Origin of the sequence: Palleronia salina (assembly GCF_900141995.1) — a bacterium.
GTDB lineage: Bacteria > Pseudomonadota > Alphaproteobacteria > Rhodobacterales > Rhodobacteraceae > Palleronia > Palleronia salina.
Genome location: NZ_FQZA01000001.1, coordinates 38,392 through 56,500 on the forward strand (window position 1 = coordinate 38,392; position 18,109 = coordinate 56,500).

Genomic DNA, 18,109 nt, shown 5'->3' on the forward strand with positions numbered 1-18,109 from the left:
CGGTGGAGCGATCGAGGGGCGAACGGGCGGAGCCCCCCGGTCCGGCGCAGCCGGCGATCGCTTCGGTGGAGCGATCGCGGGGCGAACGGGCGGAGCCCCCCGGCCCGGCGCGGCCGGCGATCGCCGCTCGTGCCCTCGACAAGACGGCACCCGACGCGAAACAGCGTGGACCCGCCGGGCGATCTCCGCGCGCCCCATTGGATCGCCCGACCCAGCCTGCTAGCTTTGCAGCTGAAAGGATGCCCCATGGATCTGATCGAGTATCAAGACGCCGAGATGATGATGATGACGCTGGCCGACAAGCTCGCCAGCGAGATCAGCAATTGCCTCGCCGCCCATGACCACGTCTCGCTCGCCGTGCCGGGGGGCAGCACGCCCGGACCGGCCTTCGACACGCTGGCCGGCGCCGATCTGCACTGGGACCGGGTGCACGTGCTGCTGACCGACGAACGCCGCGTGCCGCCCGATCACGAACGCTCGAACGAGCGGCTGCTGCGCTCGCGCCTGCTGACCGACAAGGCCGCGCGCGCCACGTTCGTGCGCCTCGTGCCCGACGAAGACACCAGCATGGATGACCTCGCGCGGCGCATCGCGCCCGAGCTTCCGCTGTCGATCCTGGTGCTGGGGATGGGCGCCGACATGCATTGCGCGTCGCTGTTCCCCGGCGCGCCGCAGCTCGACGCCGCGCTGGCGCCCGACGCGCCGCCGGTGATGGAGGTCGACGCGCCCGAGGGGCTCGAGCCGCGGATCACGCTGACCGGGCCCGTGCTGCGCGGGGCGCTGTCGACCCACGTGCTGATCACGGGGCCCGAGAAACGCCGCGCGCTGGACAAGGCCGCGCGGCTGTCCCCGCGCGAGGCACCCATCGCCACCATCCTGCGCGACGCAACCGTTCACTGGGCTGAGGACTGAAAGACATGAAGGACATGTGGAGCACGCTGGCCCAGAAGGGCCAGGCGGCCGCCGGGCGATCGATTCCCGAACTGATGAGCGCCGAGCGCGCCGACGGCTACGCGGTCGAGGCCTGCGGCATGCGCTTCGACTATTCCAAGACGGCCATGACCGATGCGGATCGCGACCACCTCCTGGCCATGTGCGATGCGGCGGGTCTTTCGGACAAGCGGCGCGCCATGTTCGAGGGCCGCGCCATCAACGAGACCGAGGGACGCGCCGTGCTGCACACCGCGCTGCGCAACCTGTCTGGCGGCGCCGTCATGATCGACGAGCAGGACGTCATGCCACGGGTGCTGGGCACGCTCGCCCGCATGGAAGGCTTCGCCCGCGCCGTGCGCGAGGGCAATTTCCGCGGGCAGGGCGGGGCGATCACCGACGTGGTCAATATCGGCATCGGCGGCTCGGACCTGGGCCCGGCCATGGCGACGCTGGCGCTGGCGCCCTACCACGACGGGCCGCGCTGCCATTTCGTCAGCAACGTGGACGGCGCCCATATCGCCGACATCCTCGGCCCGCTGAACCCCGAGACGACGCTGATCATCGTGGCGTCCAAGACCTTCACCACGATCGAGACCATGACCAATGCCGCCACCGCCAAGGCCTGGATGGCCGAGCGGGTGCGCGACCCGGCCGCGCAATTCGCGGCCCTCAGCACGGCCCAGGACAAGACGGCGGCCTTCGGCATCTCCGAGACCCGGGTGTTCGGCTTCGCGGACTGGGTCGGCGGGCGCTACTCCATGTGGGGGCCCATCGGCCTGTCGCTGCTGATCGCCATCGGCCCCGAAGCCTTCCGCGCCTTCCTGCGCGGGGCCGAATCCATGGATATCCACTTCAAGTCCGCCGACCCGCTGGAAAACATGCCGGTGATGCTGGCGCTGACGGGCCTGTGGCACAACCAGGGCTGCGGCCACGCCACGCGCGCGGTCCTGCCCTACGAGCAGCGGCTGAACCGGCTGCCGGCCTACCTTCAGCAGCTCGAGATGGAGAGCAACGGCAAGCGCGTCTCCATGGACGGCGCCGACCTGCCGGTCGACTCGGGCCCCGTGGTCTGGGGCGAGCCGGGCACCAACGGCCAGCACGCCTTCTACCAGCTGATCCACCAAGGCACGCGCATCATCCCCTGCGAGTTCATGGTGGGCGCCGAAGGGTTCGAGCACGAACTGCCGCACCAGCACCGCCTGCTCATCGCCAACTGCCTGGCCCAGGCCGAGGCGCTGATGAAGGGCCGCTCGCTGGACGAGGCAAAGGCGCTCATCAAGGACAAGTTCTCGGGCGACGAGCTCGAACGCCAGGCGCGCCACCGGGTGTTCCCCGGCAACCGGCCCTCGACCATGCTGGTCTATCCCAAGCTCACCCCCGAGGTCCTGGGCGCCATCGTCGCGCTTTACGAGCACCGGGTCTTCGTCGAAGGCGTATTGCTCGGCATCAATTCCTTCGACCAGTGGGGCGTGGAGCTCGGCAAGGAACTCGCCAAGGCGCTCGAGCCCGTCGTGGCGGGCGAGACGTCGGCCGACGACAAGGACGCCTCCACCGCGTCGCTGGTCGGCTGGCTTCAGCGCCACGGCGCCTGACGACCATCCCGGGGGGCGCGGCCGATCAGCCGTCTCGCCCCTGCTTCATCTTTCCCGAAATACCTCGGGGGAGTCCGCGCAGCGGACGGGGGCAGAGCCCCCATGCCGGTCTCACTCCAGCGACAGCCCCGAGATCGTGGCGTCGATCACGCTGTCGGTGTCGTCGCTGTCGGCGCTGACGGCCACGCCAAGCAGGCGCGGCGGCCGGGTGCCGAACGCCTTTTGCAGGTCGGCGTCGAAATCCACCCGTTCCGATTGGCTGCCGGTGCCGGTTTCCGCCAGCACGATGGTCTTGCCCCGTTCGCCCAGGTAGGGGCTGTCCTGCATCGTGCCCGGCGCGACGTCGCCGCCGCGCACGTAGACGAGGATCCGCGCGGCTTCGGCGCCCAGCAGGCGACGCAGGCTGGCGCCCTGCAGGGCCTCGGCCGTGGCGTCGTCGGCGAACACGAAATAGAGCGCCAGGTTGCGATCATCGCCACCCTTCTGCGCAAGGTCGGTGGCCGGCACGCCTTCGGTCACGGTCCAGGACCAGCTGGCGCCGGTCGCGTCGGGCACCTCCGGCGTGCGGCGATAGACCAATGACACCGTCCCCTCCGAACTCACCCCCAGCGTGTCGCCGTTCAGCGCGTATTCGTTGGCGGGCTGGAAGGGGAAGGTCTGCTCGCGCCATTGGTCGTCGAACGGGATCTCGGCCGCGGCCAGGGGCAGGGCGAACGCGGCGCCGAGCGTCGCGAGGGTCAGGGTGTGTCGCATAAGGCTCCTCCAAGCTTGGGTCAGCATCTAGGCGATGCACGGCGCGGACCACCCGTTTGGTGCGGTTCTGACGCAAGCGTGAGGGGCGGCCCGATCGCCGACGGGCCGTTGCAGACGAAAAAGGCCCCGGCGCGGTGACCGGGACCTTCTCCTTTTTGCGCAGTATGGGTCCCATGACGCCCGGCCAGGGGCCCTGCCGCCCTCAGAGCAGCGATTTCACCTTCTCGGCCACGGCATCGGCGGTGATACCGAACTTCTCGAACAGCTCGCCCGCCGGGGCGGACGCGCCGAAGCTGTCCATGCCGACGAAGCCGGCCTTTGCCTCGCGCCCGCGCTCGCCCAGCAGCATGCCGTCCCAGCCCTGGCGCACGCCGGCCTCGACCGCGACGCGCACGGCGGATGCGGGCAGCACCTTGCGGCGATAGGCGTCGTCCTGCTGCCAGAACAGCTCCATGCAGGGGACGGACACCACGCGGGTGCCGATGCCCTCGGCCTGGAGCGCCTCGCGCGCGGCCATGGCGACGGACACTTCCGAGCCGGAGGCCAGCAGAACCGCCTGGCGCTTGCCCTCTGCCTCGGCCAGGACATAGGCCCCCTGGGCCACGAGGTTGCGGGTCTTGTGGTCGGTGCGCACCGTGGGCAGGCCCTGCCGGGTCAGCGCCAGGATCGACGGCTTGTCGGTGGTGGTCAGCGCCAGCTCCCACGCCTCGGCGGTCTCGACCGTGTCGGCAGGGCGGAAGACCAGCGTGTTCGGCGTGGCGCGGCACGTGGCCAGGTGCTCGACCGGCTGGTGGGTCGGGCCGTCCTCGCCCAGCCCGATGCTGTCATGGGTCATCACGTAGATCACCGGGTTGCCCATGAGCGCCGACAGGCGCACGGCGGGGCGGGCGTAGTCGGTGAAGACGAAGAAGGTGCCGCCATAGGGGCGCAGGCCCCCGTGCAGCGCGATGCCGTTCATGGCCGCGGCCATGCCGTGTTCGCGGATGCCGTAGTGGATGTAGCGGCCCTTGCGGTCCTCGGCGGTGAAGATGCCCAGGTCGGCGGTCAGGGTGTTGTTCGAGCCGGTCAGGTCGGCCGATCCGCCCAGCGTCTCGCCCACCACGGGGTTGATGACCTCGAGCACCATCTCGCTGGACTTGCGGGTGGCGACCTTCGGGGCGGTCTCGCTGACCTGCTTCTTCAGCGCGCGGATGGTGCCGGCGAGCTTCTTCGGCATCTCGCCCGACATCATCCGGTCGAACGTGGCACGCTTGCCGGCGCCCAGGCTTTCGACGCGGTCGTTCCAGGCCTCGCGCTCGGCGGCGCCGCGGCGGCCGACCTCTTCCCACCACGACTTGATGTCGGCGGGGATGTCGAAGGGCGCATGGCTCCAGCCATAGGCCTCGCGCGTGTCGGCGATGAGCTTCTCGTCGGTCAGCGCGCCGTGGCCCTTGGCGGTGTCCTGCGCGGACGAGCCCAGCGCGATATGGGTCTTGCAGGCGATCATCGACGGCTTGCCGGCCTTCTTCGCGGCCTGGATCGCGGCGTGGATGGCGTTGGGGTCGTGGCCGTCGATGGACTGGGTGTGCCAGCCGGCGGCGTCGAACCGCTTCACCTGGTCGACGCTGTCGGCCAGGCTGACCTTGCCGTCGATGGTGATGTCGTTGTTGTCCCAGAAGACGATCAGGTTCGACAGCTTCAGGTGACCGGCCAGCGCGATGGCTTCCTGGCTGACACCCTCCATCAGGCAGCCGTCCCCGGCGATGACATAGGTATGGTGGTCGACGATCTTCTTGCCGAACTTGGCGCGCAGGCTTTCCTCGGCGATGGCGAAGCCCACCGAGGTCGCGATGCCCTGGCCCAGCGGGCCGGTCGTGGTCTCGATCCCCTTGGCGTGGCCGTATTCCGGGTGCCCCGCGGTTTTCGAGCCCCACTGGCGGAAATTCTTCAGCTCATCGAGGGTCATGTCCTCGTAGCCCGTCAGGTAGAGCAGCCCGTAAAGCAGCATCGAGCCGTGGCCCGCGGACAGGATGAAGCGGTCGCGGTCGGCCCAGTCGGGCGCCTTCGCATCGAACTTCATGTGCTTCGAGAACAGCACCGTGGCCACGTCGGCCATGCCCATGGGCATCCCGGTGTGGCCCGAATTCGCGGCGGCGACCGCGTCCATCGCCAGGAAGCGCAGGGCGGCGGCCCGGTTCCAGTGATCGGGGTGGGCGTCGCGCAGCGTGTCGAGATCCATGGGTGTCCTCCTATCGGCGTCTGGGCGTGCAGTCGGCGCATCGATACCAGCACCGGGGGCAAGATCAAGCGTGGGCAGGGGGGCATGGGCGCCTTTTGGGGCTGATTCCCGGCGACTTATGCGATTTACTTGAACCCAAGCGCCCGAATCGCAAAATAGCGCCGACACCGGCGGACGAGCAGAAAGGACCGCGTGCCATGCAGGACGTAACCGAGCTTCAGCGGCGGATCACGGCTGCCTTGGGGCGGATCGGCGCGGGCTTGGACAAGCTGGACGCCGCGCGTCCCGATCCCGAGCCCGCCGACGAGGGCCCGAGCCCCGAGCTGCTTGCAGCGCAGGGCGAGCTCGAATCCGAGCGCGCGCTGAACGCCCAGCTGCAGGAGCGTATCCAGGCCAATCGCGACCGCTCGGAGGCGCAGGAGGAAAAGCTCAGGGCCGAGCTCGAGGAGCTGCGGACCCTCCTGCGCAAGACCGAGGAGGATCGCGCGCAGCTGAAGGCCGTGAACGACGCCCTGCGCGACAGCAACGCGGCCCTGCGCGAGGCGAACGAAAAGGCCATGGGGGACGACTCGCTGGTCAACACGGCGCTGCAGACCGAGCTTGACGCCCTGCGGCAGGTGCGCGCCAGCGACCGTGCCGAGCTGGACGCCATCGTGCGCCTGCTCGAGCCCGCCCTGTCCGAAACCACCGCGACAGAGGAAGCCGCACACAATGCCTGAGGAAAAAGTCACGATCGGCGGCCGCGACTACGAGGTTGCCTGCCAGCCCGGCGAAGAGGGATTCCTGCACGCGGCGGCCGAGATGCTGGATACCGAGGCGCGCACGCTCAGCGCGCAGGCGGGTCGGCTGCCCGAGTCGCGCATGCTTCTGATGGCGGGACTGATGCTGGCCGACAAGACCGCCGGGCTGGACGAGCAGATGCGCGCCCGCGACACCGAGATCGAAGCACTGCGCGCCGAACTGGCCGCCCTGAAAAGCGCGCCGCCGCCCGCGGCCGAAAAGGTCGAGGTCCCGGTGATCCCCACCTCGGTGCTGGAAACCATGGCCGAGCTTGCCGCCCGTTCGGAAGCCCTGGCGGACGCCGTCGAGACCAAGGCCGCGCCCGAGGATTGAGACTGCGCGGTTTCCCGAAGTGAAAAAGCCCCCGCGGCGTGATGGCCGGCGGGGGCTTTTGCATTCGCGGGGCATCGGCCCCGGGCCAGGCCGATCAGGTGTTGGCTTCGCGGATCTTGTCGGCCGCGGCCTTGTCGAAGCTGACGCCTTCCTTCTGGAACAGCTCGTCCAGCTCGCCCGACAGGGTCATCTCGGTCACGATATCGCAGCCGCCCACGAACTCGCCCTTCACGTAAAGCTGGGGAATGGTCGGCCAGTCGGAATAGTCCTTGATGCCCTGGCGCAGTTCCTCGTCGGCCAGCACGTTGATGTCGGCGAAATCGACGCCCATGAAGTTCAGAACGCCCGCGACGCGGCTGGAGAACCCGCATTGCGGCATGGACTTGGTGCCCTTCATGAACAGCACCACGTCGTTGTTGGTGACGGTTTCCTTGATCTGGGTTTCGGCAGTCATGTCAGGTGTCCTTTGGGTCTTGGGTGTCTTTGGATTTGGGGACGAACAGCCGGGCGTATTCCTGCGGATCGCGCGGCACCTTGTATTCGCGGGACTGGCCGCCGCCCATGCCCGAGAAATACTCGGATTTCAGAACGTGGTAGCCGGTGCCGGGGTCCGATCCGCGCCGGTCGTCGCGCTCGGCGCGCATGACGATGAACGCGCGCACCGCGAGGATCGCCAGGATCAGGAGGCCCAGCACGGCGGAAAGGGTATAGGGTCCCGCGCTCACGGCGCCCGCGTTGTCAGGGCCAGCGCGTGCAGCTCGCCCGCGGGGCCGTCCATCTTGCCCTTCAGCGCCGCGTAGACGGCACGCTGCTGCTGCACGCGGTTCATGCCGGCGAAGGACGGGTCGATCACCTCGGCCGCGAAATGGGCCCCGTCGTCGCCCTGGACGGTGACCTTGGCTTCGGGAAAGGCCTCGCGGATCATGGTTTCGATCTGGTGGGCGTCGATGGGCATGGCGGCGTCCTTGGTCGGTTGTTCTTCTATCACGTAAGTGGGGCGGGCCGTGGTCGCAAGCAAGGCTCAGGCGAAGGTGTCGGCGAAGGCGCCGCGATAGATCGCGGCGAGCTCGGCCAGGGGCGCCGAGGCGCGGCCCAGGGTGACCTGGTCGCCGCCGAACTTGCCGATCACCGTCAGCCAGACCTGCATCTTGTAGGCCCGCGTCATCAGCGCCTCGGCCTGGTCGAAGCTGCACGCAAGCAGGTAGCGACCCTGGTCCTCGCCGAACAACCCGGCGGTGCGGCGTTTCTTGTCGATGGTCACGCCGATGCCGGCGGCCTCGGCCATCTCGAAGGCGGCCAGGGCGATGCCGCCGTCCGAGACGTCCTGGCAGGCGGTGATGCAGTCGCGGTTCTGCAGGATGAAATCGCCGTTCTTGCGCTCGGTCTTCAGATCCACCGGCGGCGGCGGGCCATCGTGCCGGCCGAAGGCCGTCGCCAGCAGCGCCGAGCGGCCCAGGTGCCCTTCGGTCTTGCCCAGCGACAGCACGAGGTCGCCCGCCTGGGCCACGCCGCCGATAAGGTCATCCTCGTGATCGATCAGCCCGACGGCGCCGATGGTGGGCGTGGGCAAAATGCCCTTGCCGTCGGTTTCGTTGTAAAGCGACACGTTGCCCGAGACGATGGGCATGTCCAGCGCGGCGCAGGCCTTGCCGATGCCTTTGATGGCGCCCACGAACTGGCCCATGATGCGGGGCTTTTCGGGGTTGCCGAAATTCATGTTGTCGGTGGTGGCCAGCGGCCGCGCGCCCACCGAGACGAGGTTGCGATAGGCCTCGGCCACCGCCTGCTTGCCGCCCTCGACCGGGTCGGCCACCACGTAGCGCGGGGTGACGTCCGAGGTGAAGGCCAGCAGCTTGTCGGTGCCGTGCACCCGCACCACGCCCGCGCCCAGGCCCGGGCCGCGCACGGTGTCGGCCATCACCTGGGTATCGTACTGCTCGTAGACCCAGTGCTTGGCGGCATAGTTGGGGTGCGAGATCAGCGCGCGCAGCCCTTCGATCGGGTCGATCTTGGGCGCGTCGGTCAGCGGCGTTGAGGGGGGCGTTTCCTCCCACGGGCGGTCGTATTCCGGGGCGCTGCCCGACAGGGTCGCCAGCGGCAGGTCGGCCTTCACCTCGCCGCCATGCATGACCAGGAACCGGTCCTCGGCGATGGTCTCGCCCACGATGGCGAAATCCAGGTCCCACTTGTCGAAGACGGCCTTTGCCTCGGCCTCCTTCTCGGGGCGCAGGACCATGAGCATCCGCTCCTGGCTTTCCGACAGCATCATCTCGTAGGCGGTCATGTTCGCCTCGCGCACCGGGACGGCGTCGAGGTTCAGCTTGATGCCCAGCTTGCCCTTGTCGCCCATTTCCACGGCCGAGCAGGTGAGGCCCGCGGCCCCCATGTCCTGGATCGAGATCACGGCGCCAGTCTGCATGAGCTCGAGGCAGGCCTCCATGAGCGACTTCTCGGTGAAGGGATCGCCCACCTGCACCGTGGGGCGCTTGTCCTCGATGGTGTCGTCGAACTCGGCCGACGCCATGGTGGCGCCGCCCACGCCGTCACGGCCCGTGCGCGCGCCCAGGTAGACCACCGGCATGCCCACGCCGCTGGCGGCCGAGTAGAAGATCTTGTCGGCATCGGCCAGGCCGGCGGCGAACGCGTTCACCAGGCAGTTGCCGTTGTAGGAGGGGTCGAACCGAACCTCGCCGCCCACGGTGGGCACGCCGAAGCAGTTGCCGTAGCCGCCGATGCCTTCCACGACGCCGTGGACCAGCTGGCGGGTCTTGGGATGGTCGGGCATCCCGAAGCTGAGCGCGTTCATCGCCGCGATGGGCCGCGCGCCCATGGTGAAGACGTCGCGCAGGATGCCGCCAACGCCTGTCGCCGCGCCCTGGTAGGGCTCGATATACGAGGGGTGGTTGTGGCTTTCCATCTTGAAGACCACGGCCTGGCCATCGCCGATATCCACGACGCCCGCATTCTCGCCCGGTCCGCAGATCACCTGCTCGCCGGTCGTCGGCAGGGTGCGGAGCCATTTCTTGGACGACTTGTAGGAACAGTGCTCGTTCCACATGGCCGAGAAGATGCCGAGCTCGGTGAAGGTCGGCTCGCGCCCGATGATGTCGAGGATTCGGTCGTATTCATCGGGCTTCAGCCCATGGGCGGCAACGAGATCGGGGGTGATGGCAGGCTCGGGCATGGGGTCTCCGCGGCGGTTGGCGGGTGTTTATGTCATCTGTGTCGCCGTGAAAAGCGGGAGGCGCGGCAGGATGTGGCCTGGGCGCGCCACGCTCGCGATCAGCCTCCTCTTCGCGCTGAAGCCTCGGAGGCAGCGAAAAGAACGCTGCGGACGTGCTCAGCATCTGCGACCTGCTCGAACAGGATTGGCTCTACGCCCGAATATCTTGTCGGATGTCTCGCAAATTCCGACCCGACTCGCACCGACGCATGGGGCCGCGTGTCGGAGATCGGGTAGGTAAAAGTTTGGGACAATGCGCAGCAGATCAAACGGGCGCGTCGTGTCAGCGTCAAGGTTTTTACGTCGTGACACACGATCGCCCGACAGTCTGTCACGGCGTAATGGACCCGGCCCAGATGGTCGGTACGCCCTACCGCGACAGCAAGCGCAAACAATAACATCAGCAAGGTTGATACCGCGCAGATCCCGATAGCGGCTCTCTGTCCGACGTGGCCGCCCTCGGGAAGAAGGGGCAGGACGGCCCAAATCACTGCGATGCCGACAGCGATCGATCCGTGCAAAACCCGTTCGTCCCCGATCGCCTGGTGCAGTTTTCGGCCGTAATCCGGCCGGCCAGACCACACCATCGTTTCATCTGGCTCGAGTATGGCGTCCCACAGGATGGCGTCTCGGCGCAGCTTTCGGGTGGAAATCGTTACTTGCACTGGGGTCGCATCTACCGGGGATCGATCATCCCATGGCGGCATGTCTGGCGGACAGCGCAATTCCAGCGGGAGCGGCCCACAGGCCCAAGCGCACAAAAAAAGGCCGGGCTGAAAAGCCCGGCCAGTCCAACAGGGAGGTAAAAGAAGCGAGAGCATATCGTCGCTGCTTTCAGAACGGCATCTAGGCCGGGTGACGGCACCCGGCAAGAACATATTGAAAGGCGAGATTGCATTGCCGCTATGACGTCAGGTCATAGCTGCGCACCCATGCTTTCCAGAACCTTGGCGCTGAGCGCGAGCTCCTCGAGCACGAAGTCGCGGAAGGCGACGATCCTCTTGGAATTACGCAATTCTTCCGGATACGCAAGATAAACCGGGATCTCGGCCGACTCCACATCGGGAAGCACCCGCTTGATGGCGGGAAAATCGGCAATGACGTAATCGGGCAGCACGCCGATCCCCAGTCCGGCCAGCACGCCCTGCAACACGCCGAAGTAGTTGTTCACCGTCAGCGTCGACGGGATGCCGATGGACATCAGGCTCTGGACGAGGACCTCGCCCGCGGCGACCTGCGTGGCGGTGTTGTGCATCGAGATCAGGCGGTGGTCTGGCAGGTCGTCCAGCGTCTCGGGCGTGCCCACCCGTTCAAGGTAGTCGGGCATGGCATAGAGCCGCATCCGAACGGTGTTCAGCCGCTTGCGGATCAGGTCCGCCTGGCTGGGCTCTTTCATGCGGATGGCCAGGTCGGCCTCGCGCATGGGCAGGTCCAGCACGCGTTCCTCGAGCATCAGGTCGATCTTCAGCTCGGGATACTGGGCATAGAGCTTGGGCAGGCGCGGCACCAGCCAAAGGGTGCCGAAGCCCGTGGTCGTGGTGACCCGCAGTTCGCCGAAGACCTCTTCGCGGCTGTCGCGGATGCGGGCGGCGGCCGTTTCCAGGCGGCGGTTCATGGACGAGGTGGCGTCGTGCAGAAGCTCGCCCTGTTCGGTCAGGATCAGGCCCCGGGCGTGACGGTGGAACAAGGTGGTATCCAATGCCTCTTCCAGCGACCGGATCTGGCGCGACACGGCGGACTGGCTGAGATGCAGCACGTCGCCCGCGTGCGTCAGGCTGCCCGCATCGGCGACGGCGTGGAAGACGCGCAGTTTGTCCCAGTCCATCATGGTGGGGATCCTATCAGAACGATGTATTCATGTGCGCCTCAACTAGGTCCGGAGGCAGGGCTTTATCAATCTTATTGAACCACGAAATGTGAATTGTTGGGTCAGATTTCTTGACCTAAGCTTAAAATGAGGCAGGGAGGGCCGCTCATGCGTCACGATGTGACTTTGCAGGATCGATACGATCTGACCAAGCGCGATGTGCTTCTGAACGGCACGCAGGCGCTGGTGCGGCTGATGCTGACCCAGAAGGCCCGCGACCGGGCGGCGGGTCTGAATACGGCCGGTTACGTCACCGGCTATCGCGGGTCGCCCCTCGGGGCCGTGGACATGCAGATGTCGCGGGCGGGCAAGCTTCTGGGCCAGAACGACATCGTCTTCCAGCCTGGTTTGAACGAGGACCTGGCCGCCACCGCGCTATGGGGCGCGCAGCAGGCCGAACTGCGCGGCGAGGGCAAGTACGACGGCGTTTTCGGACTGTGGTACGGCAAGGGTCCGGGCGTGGACCGGTCGGGCGACGCGATGCGCCACGCCAATTTCGCCGGCACATCGCCCCATGGCGGCGCGATCATGGCCATGGGCGACGACCACACGGGCGAATCCTCGACGACCTGCCACCAGTCCGACTTCGCCATGGTCGACGCCTACATGCCGGTTCTGTCGCCGGCGGGTGTGCAGGAGATACTGGACTTCGGGCTCTACGGTTTCGCGCTGTCGCGCTACGCGGGCGTCTGGGCGGGGCTGAAGCTGATGAAGGACACGGTCGAGGTCACGTCGGTGATCGACGGGCGGCCGGACCGGATGCGGTTCGTCACCCCGGACCTTGAGTTGCCCGAGGACGGGGTGAACATCCGGCTGGGCGACCACTGGATCGCGCAGGAACACCGCATGATCCACTGGAAGCGGCGGCTGGCCGAGGCGTTTTCCCACGCCAACCGCATGAACCACCGCGTCTGGGGCAAACTGGGCGCGAAGATCGGGCTGGTCGCCGCCGGCAAGAACTGGCTGGACCTGACCCATGCGCTGGGCCTGCTGGGTATCGACGCCGGGCGGGCCGAGGCGCTGGGCATCACCACCTACAAGGTCGGGCAGACATGGCCGCTGGACATGGCGGGGTTCCACGACTGGGCCGAGGGGCTGGACCTGATCGTGGTGGTCGAGGAAAAGCGCAAGCTGATCGAGGTCCAGATCAAGGAAGCGCTGTTCGACGACCGCCGCGGCCGCCGGGTCTATGGCTGGCACAAAAGCGACAGCTGGGAGCACGGCCAGAGGGTCGAGCTGTTCCCGGTCGAATACGCTCTGGAGCCGGTGCAGATCGCCACGATCCTGGGCGACGTGCTGATCGAGGAAGGGCGCGACAGCGACGAGCTGCGCGGCCGGATGCGGATGCTGAAGGACAGCCGGCGTGCCGACAACGCGGAAGAGCTCGCGTCGCGGCTGCCGTATTTCTGCTCGGGCTGCCCGCACAATACGTCCACCAAGGTGCCCGAGGGCAGCCGCGCCTATGCCGGGATCGGCTGCCATTTCATGGTCCAGTGGATGGACCGCGACACCAGCGGCTTCACCCATATGGGGGGCGAGGGCGCCAACTGGATCGGCGAGGCGCCGTTCTCGACCACCGAGCACGTGTTCCAGAACCTGGGCGACGGCACCTACAACCACTCGGGTATCATGGCGATCCGCGCGGCCGTCGCGGCCGGCACGAACATCACCTACAAGATCCTATACAACGACGCCGTGGCCATGACGGGCGGGCAGGGCAACGACGGCGGCCTTGGCCCCGACAGGATCGTGCGCGAGTTGCAGGCCGCGGGCGTGAAGACCATCGACGTGGTCTTCGACCCCAAGGAAGAACCGGCGCGCGACGCCTTCCCGAAAAACATCGGCTGGCACCAACGCGACGCCATGCCCGAGGTCATGGAGCGGATGCGCAAGACCAGGGGCGTCAGCGCCATCGTCTACGTGCAGACCTGCGCGGCCGAAAAGCGGCGTCGCCGCAAGAAGGGCCTGTTTCCCGATCCCGACACCCGCATCTTCATCGACACCGACGTGTGCGAAGGCTGCGGCGATTGCGGCGTGCAGTCGAACTGCGTCTCGATCGTCCCGGTCGAGACCGAGCTGGGCCGCAAGCGCGCCATCGACCAGTCCTCTTGCAACAAGGATTACAGCTGCCTGCAGGGGTTCTGCCCGTCCTTCGTCAGCGTCTCGGGCGCCGAGATCCGGCGCGAGGCGACGGCCGAGGTCGAGATCGGCGATCTGCCTGCCCCCGATCTGCCCGCCATCGACGGGACGTGGAACGTGGTCATCACCGGCGTGGGGGGCACCGGCGTCGTCACCATCGGCGCGGTGCTGGCCATGGCCGCGCATCTGGACGGCAAGGGCGCGGGGATGATGGAGATGGCCGGCCTCGCCCAGAAGGGTGGCGCGGTACATATCCACTGCCGCCTTGGCAACACGCCCGGCGACATCAGCGCCATCCGCGTGGCGGCGGGCGAGGCGGACGCGCTGATCGGTGGCGACCTGGTGGTGAGCGCGGGGGCCAAGACGCTGGGCCTCATGCGCACCGGCCGGACGGGCGGTGTCGTCAACAGCCACGAGATAATCACCGGCGATTTCACCCGCGACCCGGGGTTTCGCATCCCGGGCGAGGACCTGGGCCTCGCGCTCACGCGGCGGCTGGGCGACGACGTGCAGATGTTCGACGCCACGGCGCTGGCCGCGGCGCTCATGGGCGACAGCATCTATTCCAACATGATGGTATTCGGCGCGACCTGGCAGCGCGGGCGCCTTCCCATCGCGCTGGACGCCATCGAGGGGGCCATCCGTCTGAACGGCGCCGCGGTCGACGACAACCTTCGGGCCTTCGCGTTGGGTCGGTGGGCCGCCCTGAACCCCGACGGCGTCGCGCGGGTGCTGCGGCCCAACGTCGTGGAAAAGCCCAAATCGCTGGACGAGCGGATCGCCTTCCGCGCCGACCACCTCCGCGCCTACCAGGGCGAGCGGCTGGCGCGGCGATACCTGAAGCGGCTGGAGGGGATCACCGACCGCGGCCTGAAAGAGGCCGTGGCCGAAGGCTATCACAAGCTTCTCGCCTACAAGGACGAATACGAGGTCGCGCGCCTGCTGTCGGGAACGCGCGCCAAGGTGCGCGCGCAGTTCGGGGACAAGGCCCAGCCGACCTATCACCTTGCCGCGCCGCTGGTGGCGAAGCAGGGCCACGATGGACGCCCCGGCAAGCGCGCCTTCGGGGACTGGATCGAGCGGGTCTACCCGATGCTCGCGCGTGGCAAGGTCCTGCGGGGCACGCCGCTGGACCCGTTCGGCTATACCGCCGAGCGGCGGATGGAACGGCGGCTGATCAAGCAGTACGAGGCGGACCTGGACCGGGTGCTTCCGAAGCTCGAAACCTCCCGCGACGCGGTGATCGCCCTGGCGCGCCTGCCGCTTGAAATCCGCGGCTTCGGCCCGGTGAAGGAGGCGAACGCCACCCGCGCCGAGGCGACCCGTGACGCGCTGCTGGAGGCCATTGCCAAGGGTGCCGCCCCAGTGCAGCATGCGGCGCAATAAGGGTCGCGGGCAGAGCAGGACATCCAGGCGTGTCGCAGCACAGCAGGACCGACCGGCGCGAGGTGACGCGCGACATTTCCTATGCCAGTTCCGTCCGGTCGCGCGGCGCGCGGGCGCTGGTGCGAACGATCGAGAACGCGACCGGGCGGCTGTCGCTGATTCGCCGGGCCAAGGGATACGGTGACGACGTCGCCGCGGGCCGGGACTTCTGGCAGGTCATGGTGGACCGCTACGGCCTGTCGTTGGAGGTCGTCCAGGGCGCGCTCGAGGACATTCCCCGCGTGGGGCCGCTGATCGTCGTGGCGAACCATCCCTTCGGCATTCTCGACGGGTTGATGATGGGCCACATCCTCGCAGGCATTCGCGGCGACTTTCGCATCCTGGCCAACCGCGTGTTCCGCCGCGCCGAGGCGCTGGATCGCGTCATCCTGCCCGTGTCCTTCGACGAGACCAAGGATGCCCAGGCCGTCAACATCGCCACGCGGAAAGAGGCGCTGCGCTACCTGGCCGAGGGTGGGGCCATCGGCGTGTTTCCGGGCGGCACGGTGGCCACCTCGGCGCGGCCGCTGGGCGCGCCCATGGATCCCCAATGGCGCAGCTTCACGGCCAGGATGATCGCCAAGTCGCAGGCGACCGTGGTGCCGATCTATTTCGACGGGACCAACTCGCGGCTGTTCCAGCTGGCAAGCCACGTTCATCCCACGCTGCGGCTGGCGCTGCTGATCAAGGAGTTCCGGTCGCGGGTGGATGCCCCGTGCCGGATCAGCGTCGGCCGGCCCATCCCGCGCCACGAGCTGGACGCGCGGGCGGGCGACCCGCGGGCGATGATGGACTTTCTCCGGGACAGCACCTATGCCCTGTCGCCACGGCCGCTGCGCAGTCGCGGATACGGCTACGAGTTCGAGACACGATACAAGGCAAAGCCCCATGGCGGTAGGGATCTTCGATAGCGGCATCGGCGGGCTGACCGTCCTGGACGTCGTGCAGAAACGCCTGCCCGAGGTGCCCTTCGTCTACTTCGCCGACAGTGCCCACGCGCCCTACGGCGTGCGCGACTCGGACGACATCTTCGAGCTGACCACCGCGGCGACCCAGAGGCTGTTCGACGAGGGCTGCGATCTGGTCATCCTGGCGTGCAACACCGCGTCGGCGGCCGCGCTGCGCCGGATGCAGGAGACCTGGCTGCCCAAGGACAAGCGCGTGCTGGGCGTCTTCGTCCCGCTGATCGAGGCGCTGACCGAACGGCAGTGGGGCGACAATTCGCCCCCGCGCGAGGTGGCGGTGCAGCACGTGGCCCTGTTCGCCACGCCCGCCACCGTCAGCAGCCGTGCCTTCCAGCGCGAACTGGCCTTCCGCGCCATCGGCGTGGATGTCGAGGCGCAGGCCTGCGGCGGCGTCGTGGACGCCATCGAGGACGGCGACATGATCCTGGCCGAGGCGCTGGTGCGCAGCCACGTGGACGCGCTGAAACGCAAGATGCCCCGCCCGCAGGCGGCGATCCTCGGCTGCACCCACTTCCCGCTGATGGAAGAGACCTTCCAGGATGCGCTGGGCCCCGACGTGTCGGTCTTCAGCCAGGCCAGCCTGGTGGCCGAAAGTCTGGCCGACTACCTGGAGCGTCATCCCGGCATGGCGGGCACCGGGGCGGCCCGGTTCCTGACCACCGGCGATCCGCGCCGGGTGTCGAGCCGCGCCACCCAGTTCCTGAAGCGACAGATCACCTTCGAAGCGGCCTGAGATCATCCGCGATGATCCGACGGGGACCGCCGAGCGCAGTCCCGAAGACCTGGAGACCACCACATGAGCCACAAGATCGCCATCCTGGGCGCCTCGGGCTATACCGGCGCCGAACTCGTCAGGCTGATCGCCACCCATCCGGGGCTGGAGATCGCCGCGCTCAGCGCCGACCGCAAGGCGGGGCAGCCCATGGGCGCCGTGTTCCCGCACCTGCGCCACCTGGACCTGCCCGACCTGGTCACGATCGACGAGATCGATTTCGACACCATCGACCTGGTCTTCTGCGCGCTGCCACACGCCACGTCGCAGGCCGTGATCCGGACCCTGCCGGCGGGGGTGAAGGTCGTGGATCTCAGCGCCGATTTCCGTCTGCGCGATCCGGCCGAGTACCAGAAATGGTACGGCAAGCCGCACGACGCGACAGACCTGCAGGAGACCGCCGTCTATGGCCTGACCGAGTTCTACCGCGACGCCATCCGTGACGCGCGGCTGGTGGCGGGCACGGGCTGCAACGCCGCCACGGGCCAATACGCGCTTCGGCCCCTGATCGAACGGGGGCTGATCGATCTCGACGACATCGTGATCGACCTGAAGGCCGGTGTCAGCGGGGCGGGGCGGTCGCCCAAGGAGATCCTGCTGCACGCCGAGTTGAGCGAGGGCACCCATGCCTACGGCGCCGGCGGCACGCACCGCCACCTGGGCGAATTCGACCAGGAGTTCAGCGCCATCGCCGGCCGCCCGGTGCAGGTGCAGTTCACGCCGCACCTGATCCCCATGAACCGCGGTATCCTCGCCACCGTCTACGTGAAGGGCGACGCCGCGGCGCTGCACGCCGCCTTCACCGACGCCTATGCGGACGAGCCGTTCCTGGTCGTCCTGCCCATGGGCGAGCTGCCGTCCACACGGCACGTCCGCGGGTCGAACTACGCCCATATCTCGGTGGTCCCCGACCGCCGCGCGGGCCGGGCCATCGTGTTCTGCGCGCTCGACAACCTGGCGAAGGGATCTTCTGGCCAGGCGCTCCAGAACGCCAACCTGATGCTGGGTCTGCCAGAGACCGAGGGCCTGACCGCGCCCGCGGTGTTTCCCTGACGGGCCCGTCACCCGGTCCATGATGTCGCGACCCTGCGCCGGACTCTTCCACGGGC

Annotated in this window: 15 protein-coding genes; 8 read left to right on the forward strand and 7 right to left on the reverse strand. The window is 68.0% G+C overall.

The features are described 5' to 3' along the window. Window positions 1–246: 246 nt before the first annotated feature. Complete coding sequence (gene pgl / locus BUB76_RS00195) at window positions 247–912, forward strand: 6-phosphogluconolactonase (protein ID WP_073125297.1); 666 nt, start codon at window positions 247–249, stop codon at window positions 910–912. 14 nt (window positions 913–926) lie between these two features. Then, the gene (gene pgi, locus BUB76_RS00200; protein WP_073126452.1) at window positions 927–2,525 is read left to right on the forward strand and encodes a glucose-6-phosphate isomerase; all 1,599 of its coding nucleotides are present in this window, start codon (window positions 927–929) and stop codon (window positions 2,523–2,525) included. A gap of 111 nt (window positions 2,526–2,636) precedes the next feature. Here the strand turns inward: pgi and BUB76_RS00205 are convergent, their stop codons facing one another. Further along, window positions 2,637–3,278, reverse strand: a complete 642-nt coding sequence (locus BUB76_RS00205; RefSeq protein ID WP_073125299.1) for a DUF3047 domain-containing protein — start codon at window positions 3,276–3,278, stop codon at window positions 2,637–2,639. 202 nt (window positions 3,279–3,480) lie between these two features. Further along, the gene (gene tkt, locus BUB76_RS00210; RefSeq protein ID WP_073125302.1) at window positions 3,481–5,496 is read right to left on the reverse strand and encodes a transketolase; all 2,016 of its coding nucleotides are present in this window, start codon (window positions 5,494–5,496) and stop codon (window positions 3,481–3,483) included. A gap of 197 nt (window positions 5,497–5,693) precedes the next feature. Between tkt and BUB76_RS00215 the strand changes: the two genes are divergently transcribed. Both BUB76_RS00215 and BUB76_RS00220 read left to right on the forward strand, forming a co-directional pair. Next, complete coding sequence (locus BUB76_RS00215; protein ID WP_073125306.1) at window positions 5,694–6,215, forward strand: hypothetical protein; 522 nt, start codon at window positions 5,694–5,696, stop codon at window positions 6,213–6,215. Continuing rightward, window positions 6,208–6,609 carry a cell division protein ZapA gene (locus tag BUB76_RS00220; RefSeq protein ID WP_073125309.1) on the forward strand — a complete coding sequence of 134 codons (402 nt, stop codon included), beginning with the start codon at window positions 6,208–6,210 and terminating at the stop codon, window positions 6,607–6,609. The genes BUB76_RS00215 and BUB76_RS00220 overlap by 8 nt, the downstream gene beginning before the upstream one ends. 94 nt (window positions 6,610–6,703) lie before the next feature. Here BUB76_RS00220 and grxD read toward each other — a convergent pair whose 3' ends face one another. The 5 genes from grxD to BUB76_RS00245 form a co-directional block, all read right to left on the reverse strand. After that, window positions 6,704–7,063, reverse strand: coding sequence for a Grx4 family monothiol glutaredoxin (gene grxD / locus BUB76_RS00225; RefSeq protein WP_073125312.1), 360 nt, complete (start codon window positions 7,061–7,063; stop codon window positions 6,704–6,706). Window position 7,064: 1 nt separating this feature from the next. Beyond that, a complete protein-coding gene (locus BUB76_RS00230; RefSeq protein ID WP_236737822.1) occupies window positions 7,065–7,334 on the reverse strand; it encodes a hypothetical protein in 270 nt (89 codons plus the stop codon). After that, entirely contained in the window at window positions 7,331–7,564 is a 234-nt protein-coding gene (locus tag BUB76_RS00235; RefSeq protein ID WP_073125315.1) for a BolA/IbaG family iron-sulfur metabolism protein, read from the reverse strand. Before BUB76_RS00235 ends, BUB76_RS00230 begins: the two co-directional genes overlap by 4 nt. Before the next feature lie 66 nt (window positions 7,565–7,630). Beyond that, window positions 7,631–9,793, reverse strand: coding sequence for a phosphoribosylformylglycinamidine synthase subunit PurL (gene purL / locus BUB76_RS00240; RefSeq protein ID WP_073125318.1), 2,163 nt, complete (start codon window positions 9,791–9,793; stop codon window positions 7,631–7,633). Between the two features lie 955 nt (window positions 9,794–10,748). Then, window positions 10,749–11,657: a LysR family transcriptional regulator gene (locus BUB76_RS00245; protein ID WP_073126457.1), complete on the reverse strand. Its 909-nt coding sequence runs from the start codon at window positions 11,655–11,657 to the stop codon at window positions 10,749–10,751. 150 nt (window positions 11,658–11,807) lie between these two features. Here BUB76_RS00245 and BUB76_RS00250 point away from each other — a divergent pair, with 150 nt between their 5' ends. The 4 genes from BUB76_RS00250 (at window position 11,808) to argC (ending at window position 18,053) form a co-directional block, all read left to right on the forward strand. Further along, window positions 11,808–15,224, forward strand: a complete 3,417-nt coding sequence (locus BUB76_RS00250; RefSeq protein ID WP_073125321.1) for an indolepyruvate ferredoxin oxidoreductase family protein — start codon at window positions 11,808–11,810, stop codon at window positions 15,222–15,224. A 29-nt stretch (window positions 15,225–15,253) separates the two neighbouring features. Continuing rightward, complete coding sequence (locus tag BUB76_RS00255) at window positions 15,254–16,174, forward strand: lysophospholipid acyltransferase family protein (RefSeq protein WP_073126459.1); 921 nt, start codon at window positions 15,254–15,256, stop codon at window positions 16,172–16,174. Then, on the forward strand, window positions 16,152–16,961 hold the full coding sequence (locus tag BUB76_RS00260) for a glutamate racemase (protein WP_073125324.1): 810 nt from the start codon (window positions 16,152–16,154) through the stop codon (window positions 16,959–16,961). The genes BUB76_RS00255 and BUB76_RS00260 overlap by 23 nt, the downstream gene beginning before the upstream one ends. Window positions 16,962–17,024: 63 nt before the next feature. Next, window positions 17,025–18,053, forward strand: a complete 1,029-nt coding sequence (gene argC, locus BUB76_RS00265; protein WP_073125327.1) for an N-acetyl-gamma-glutamyl-phosphate reductase — start codon at window positions 17,025–17,027, stop codon at window positions 18,051–18,053. The last annotated feature ends 56 nt before the right edge of the window (window positions 18,054–18,109 follow it).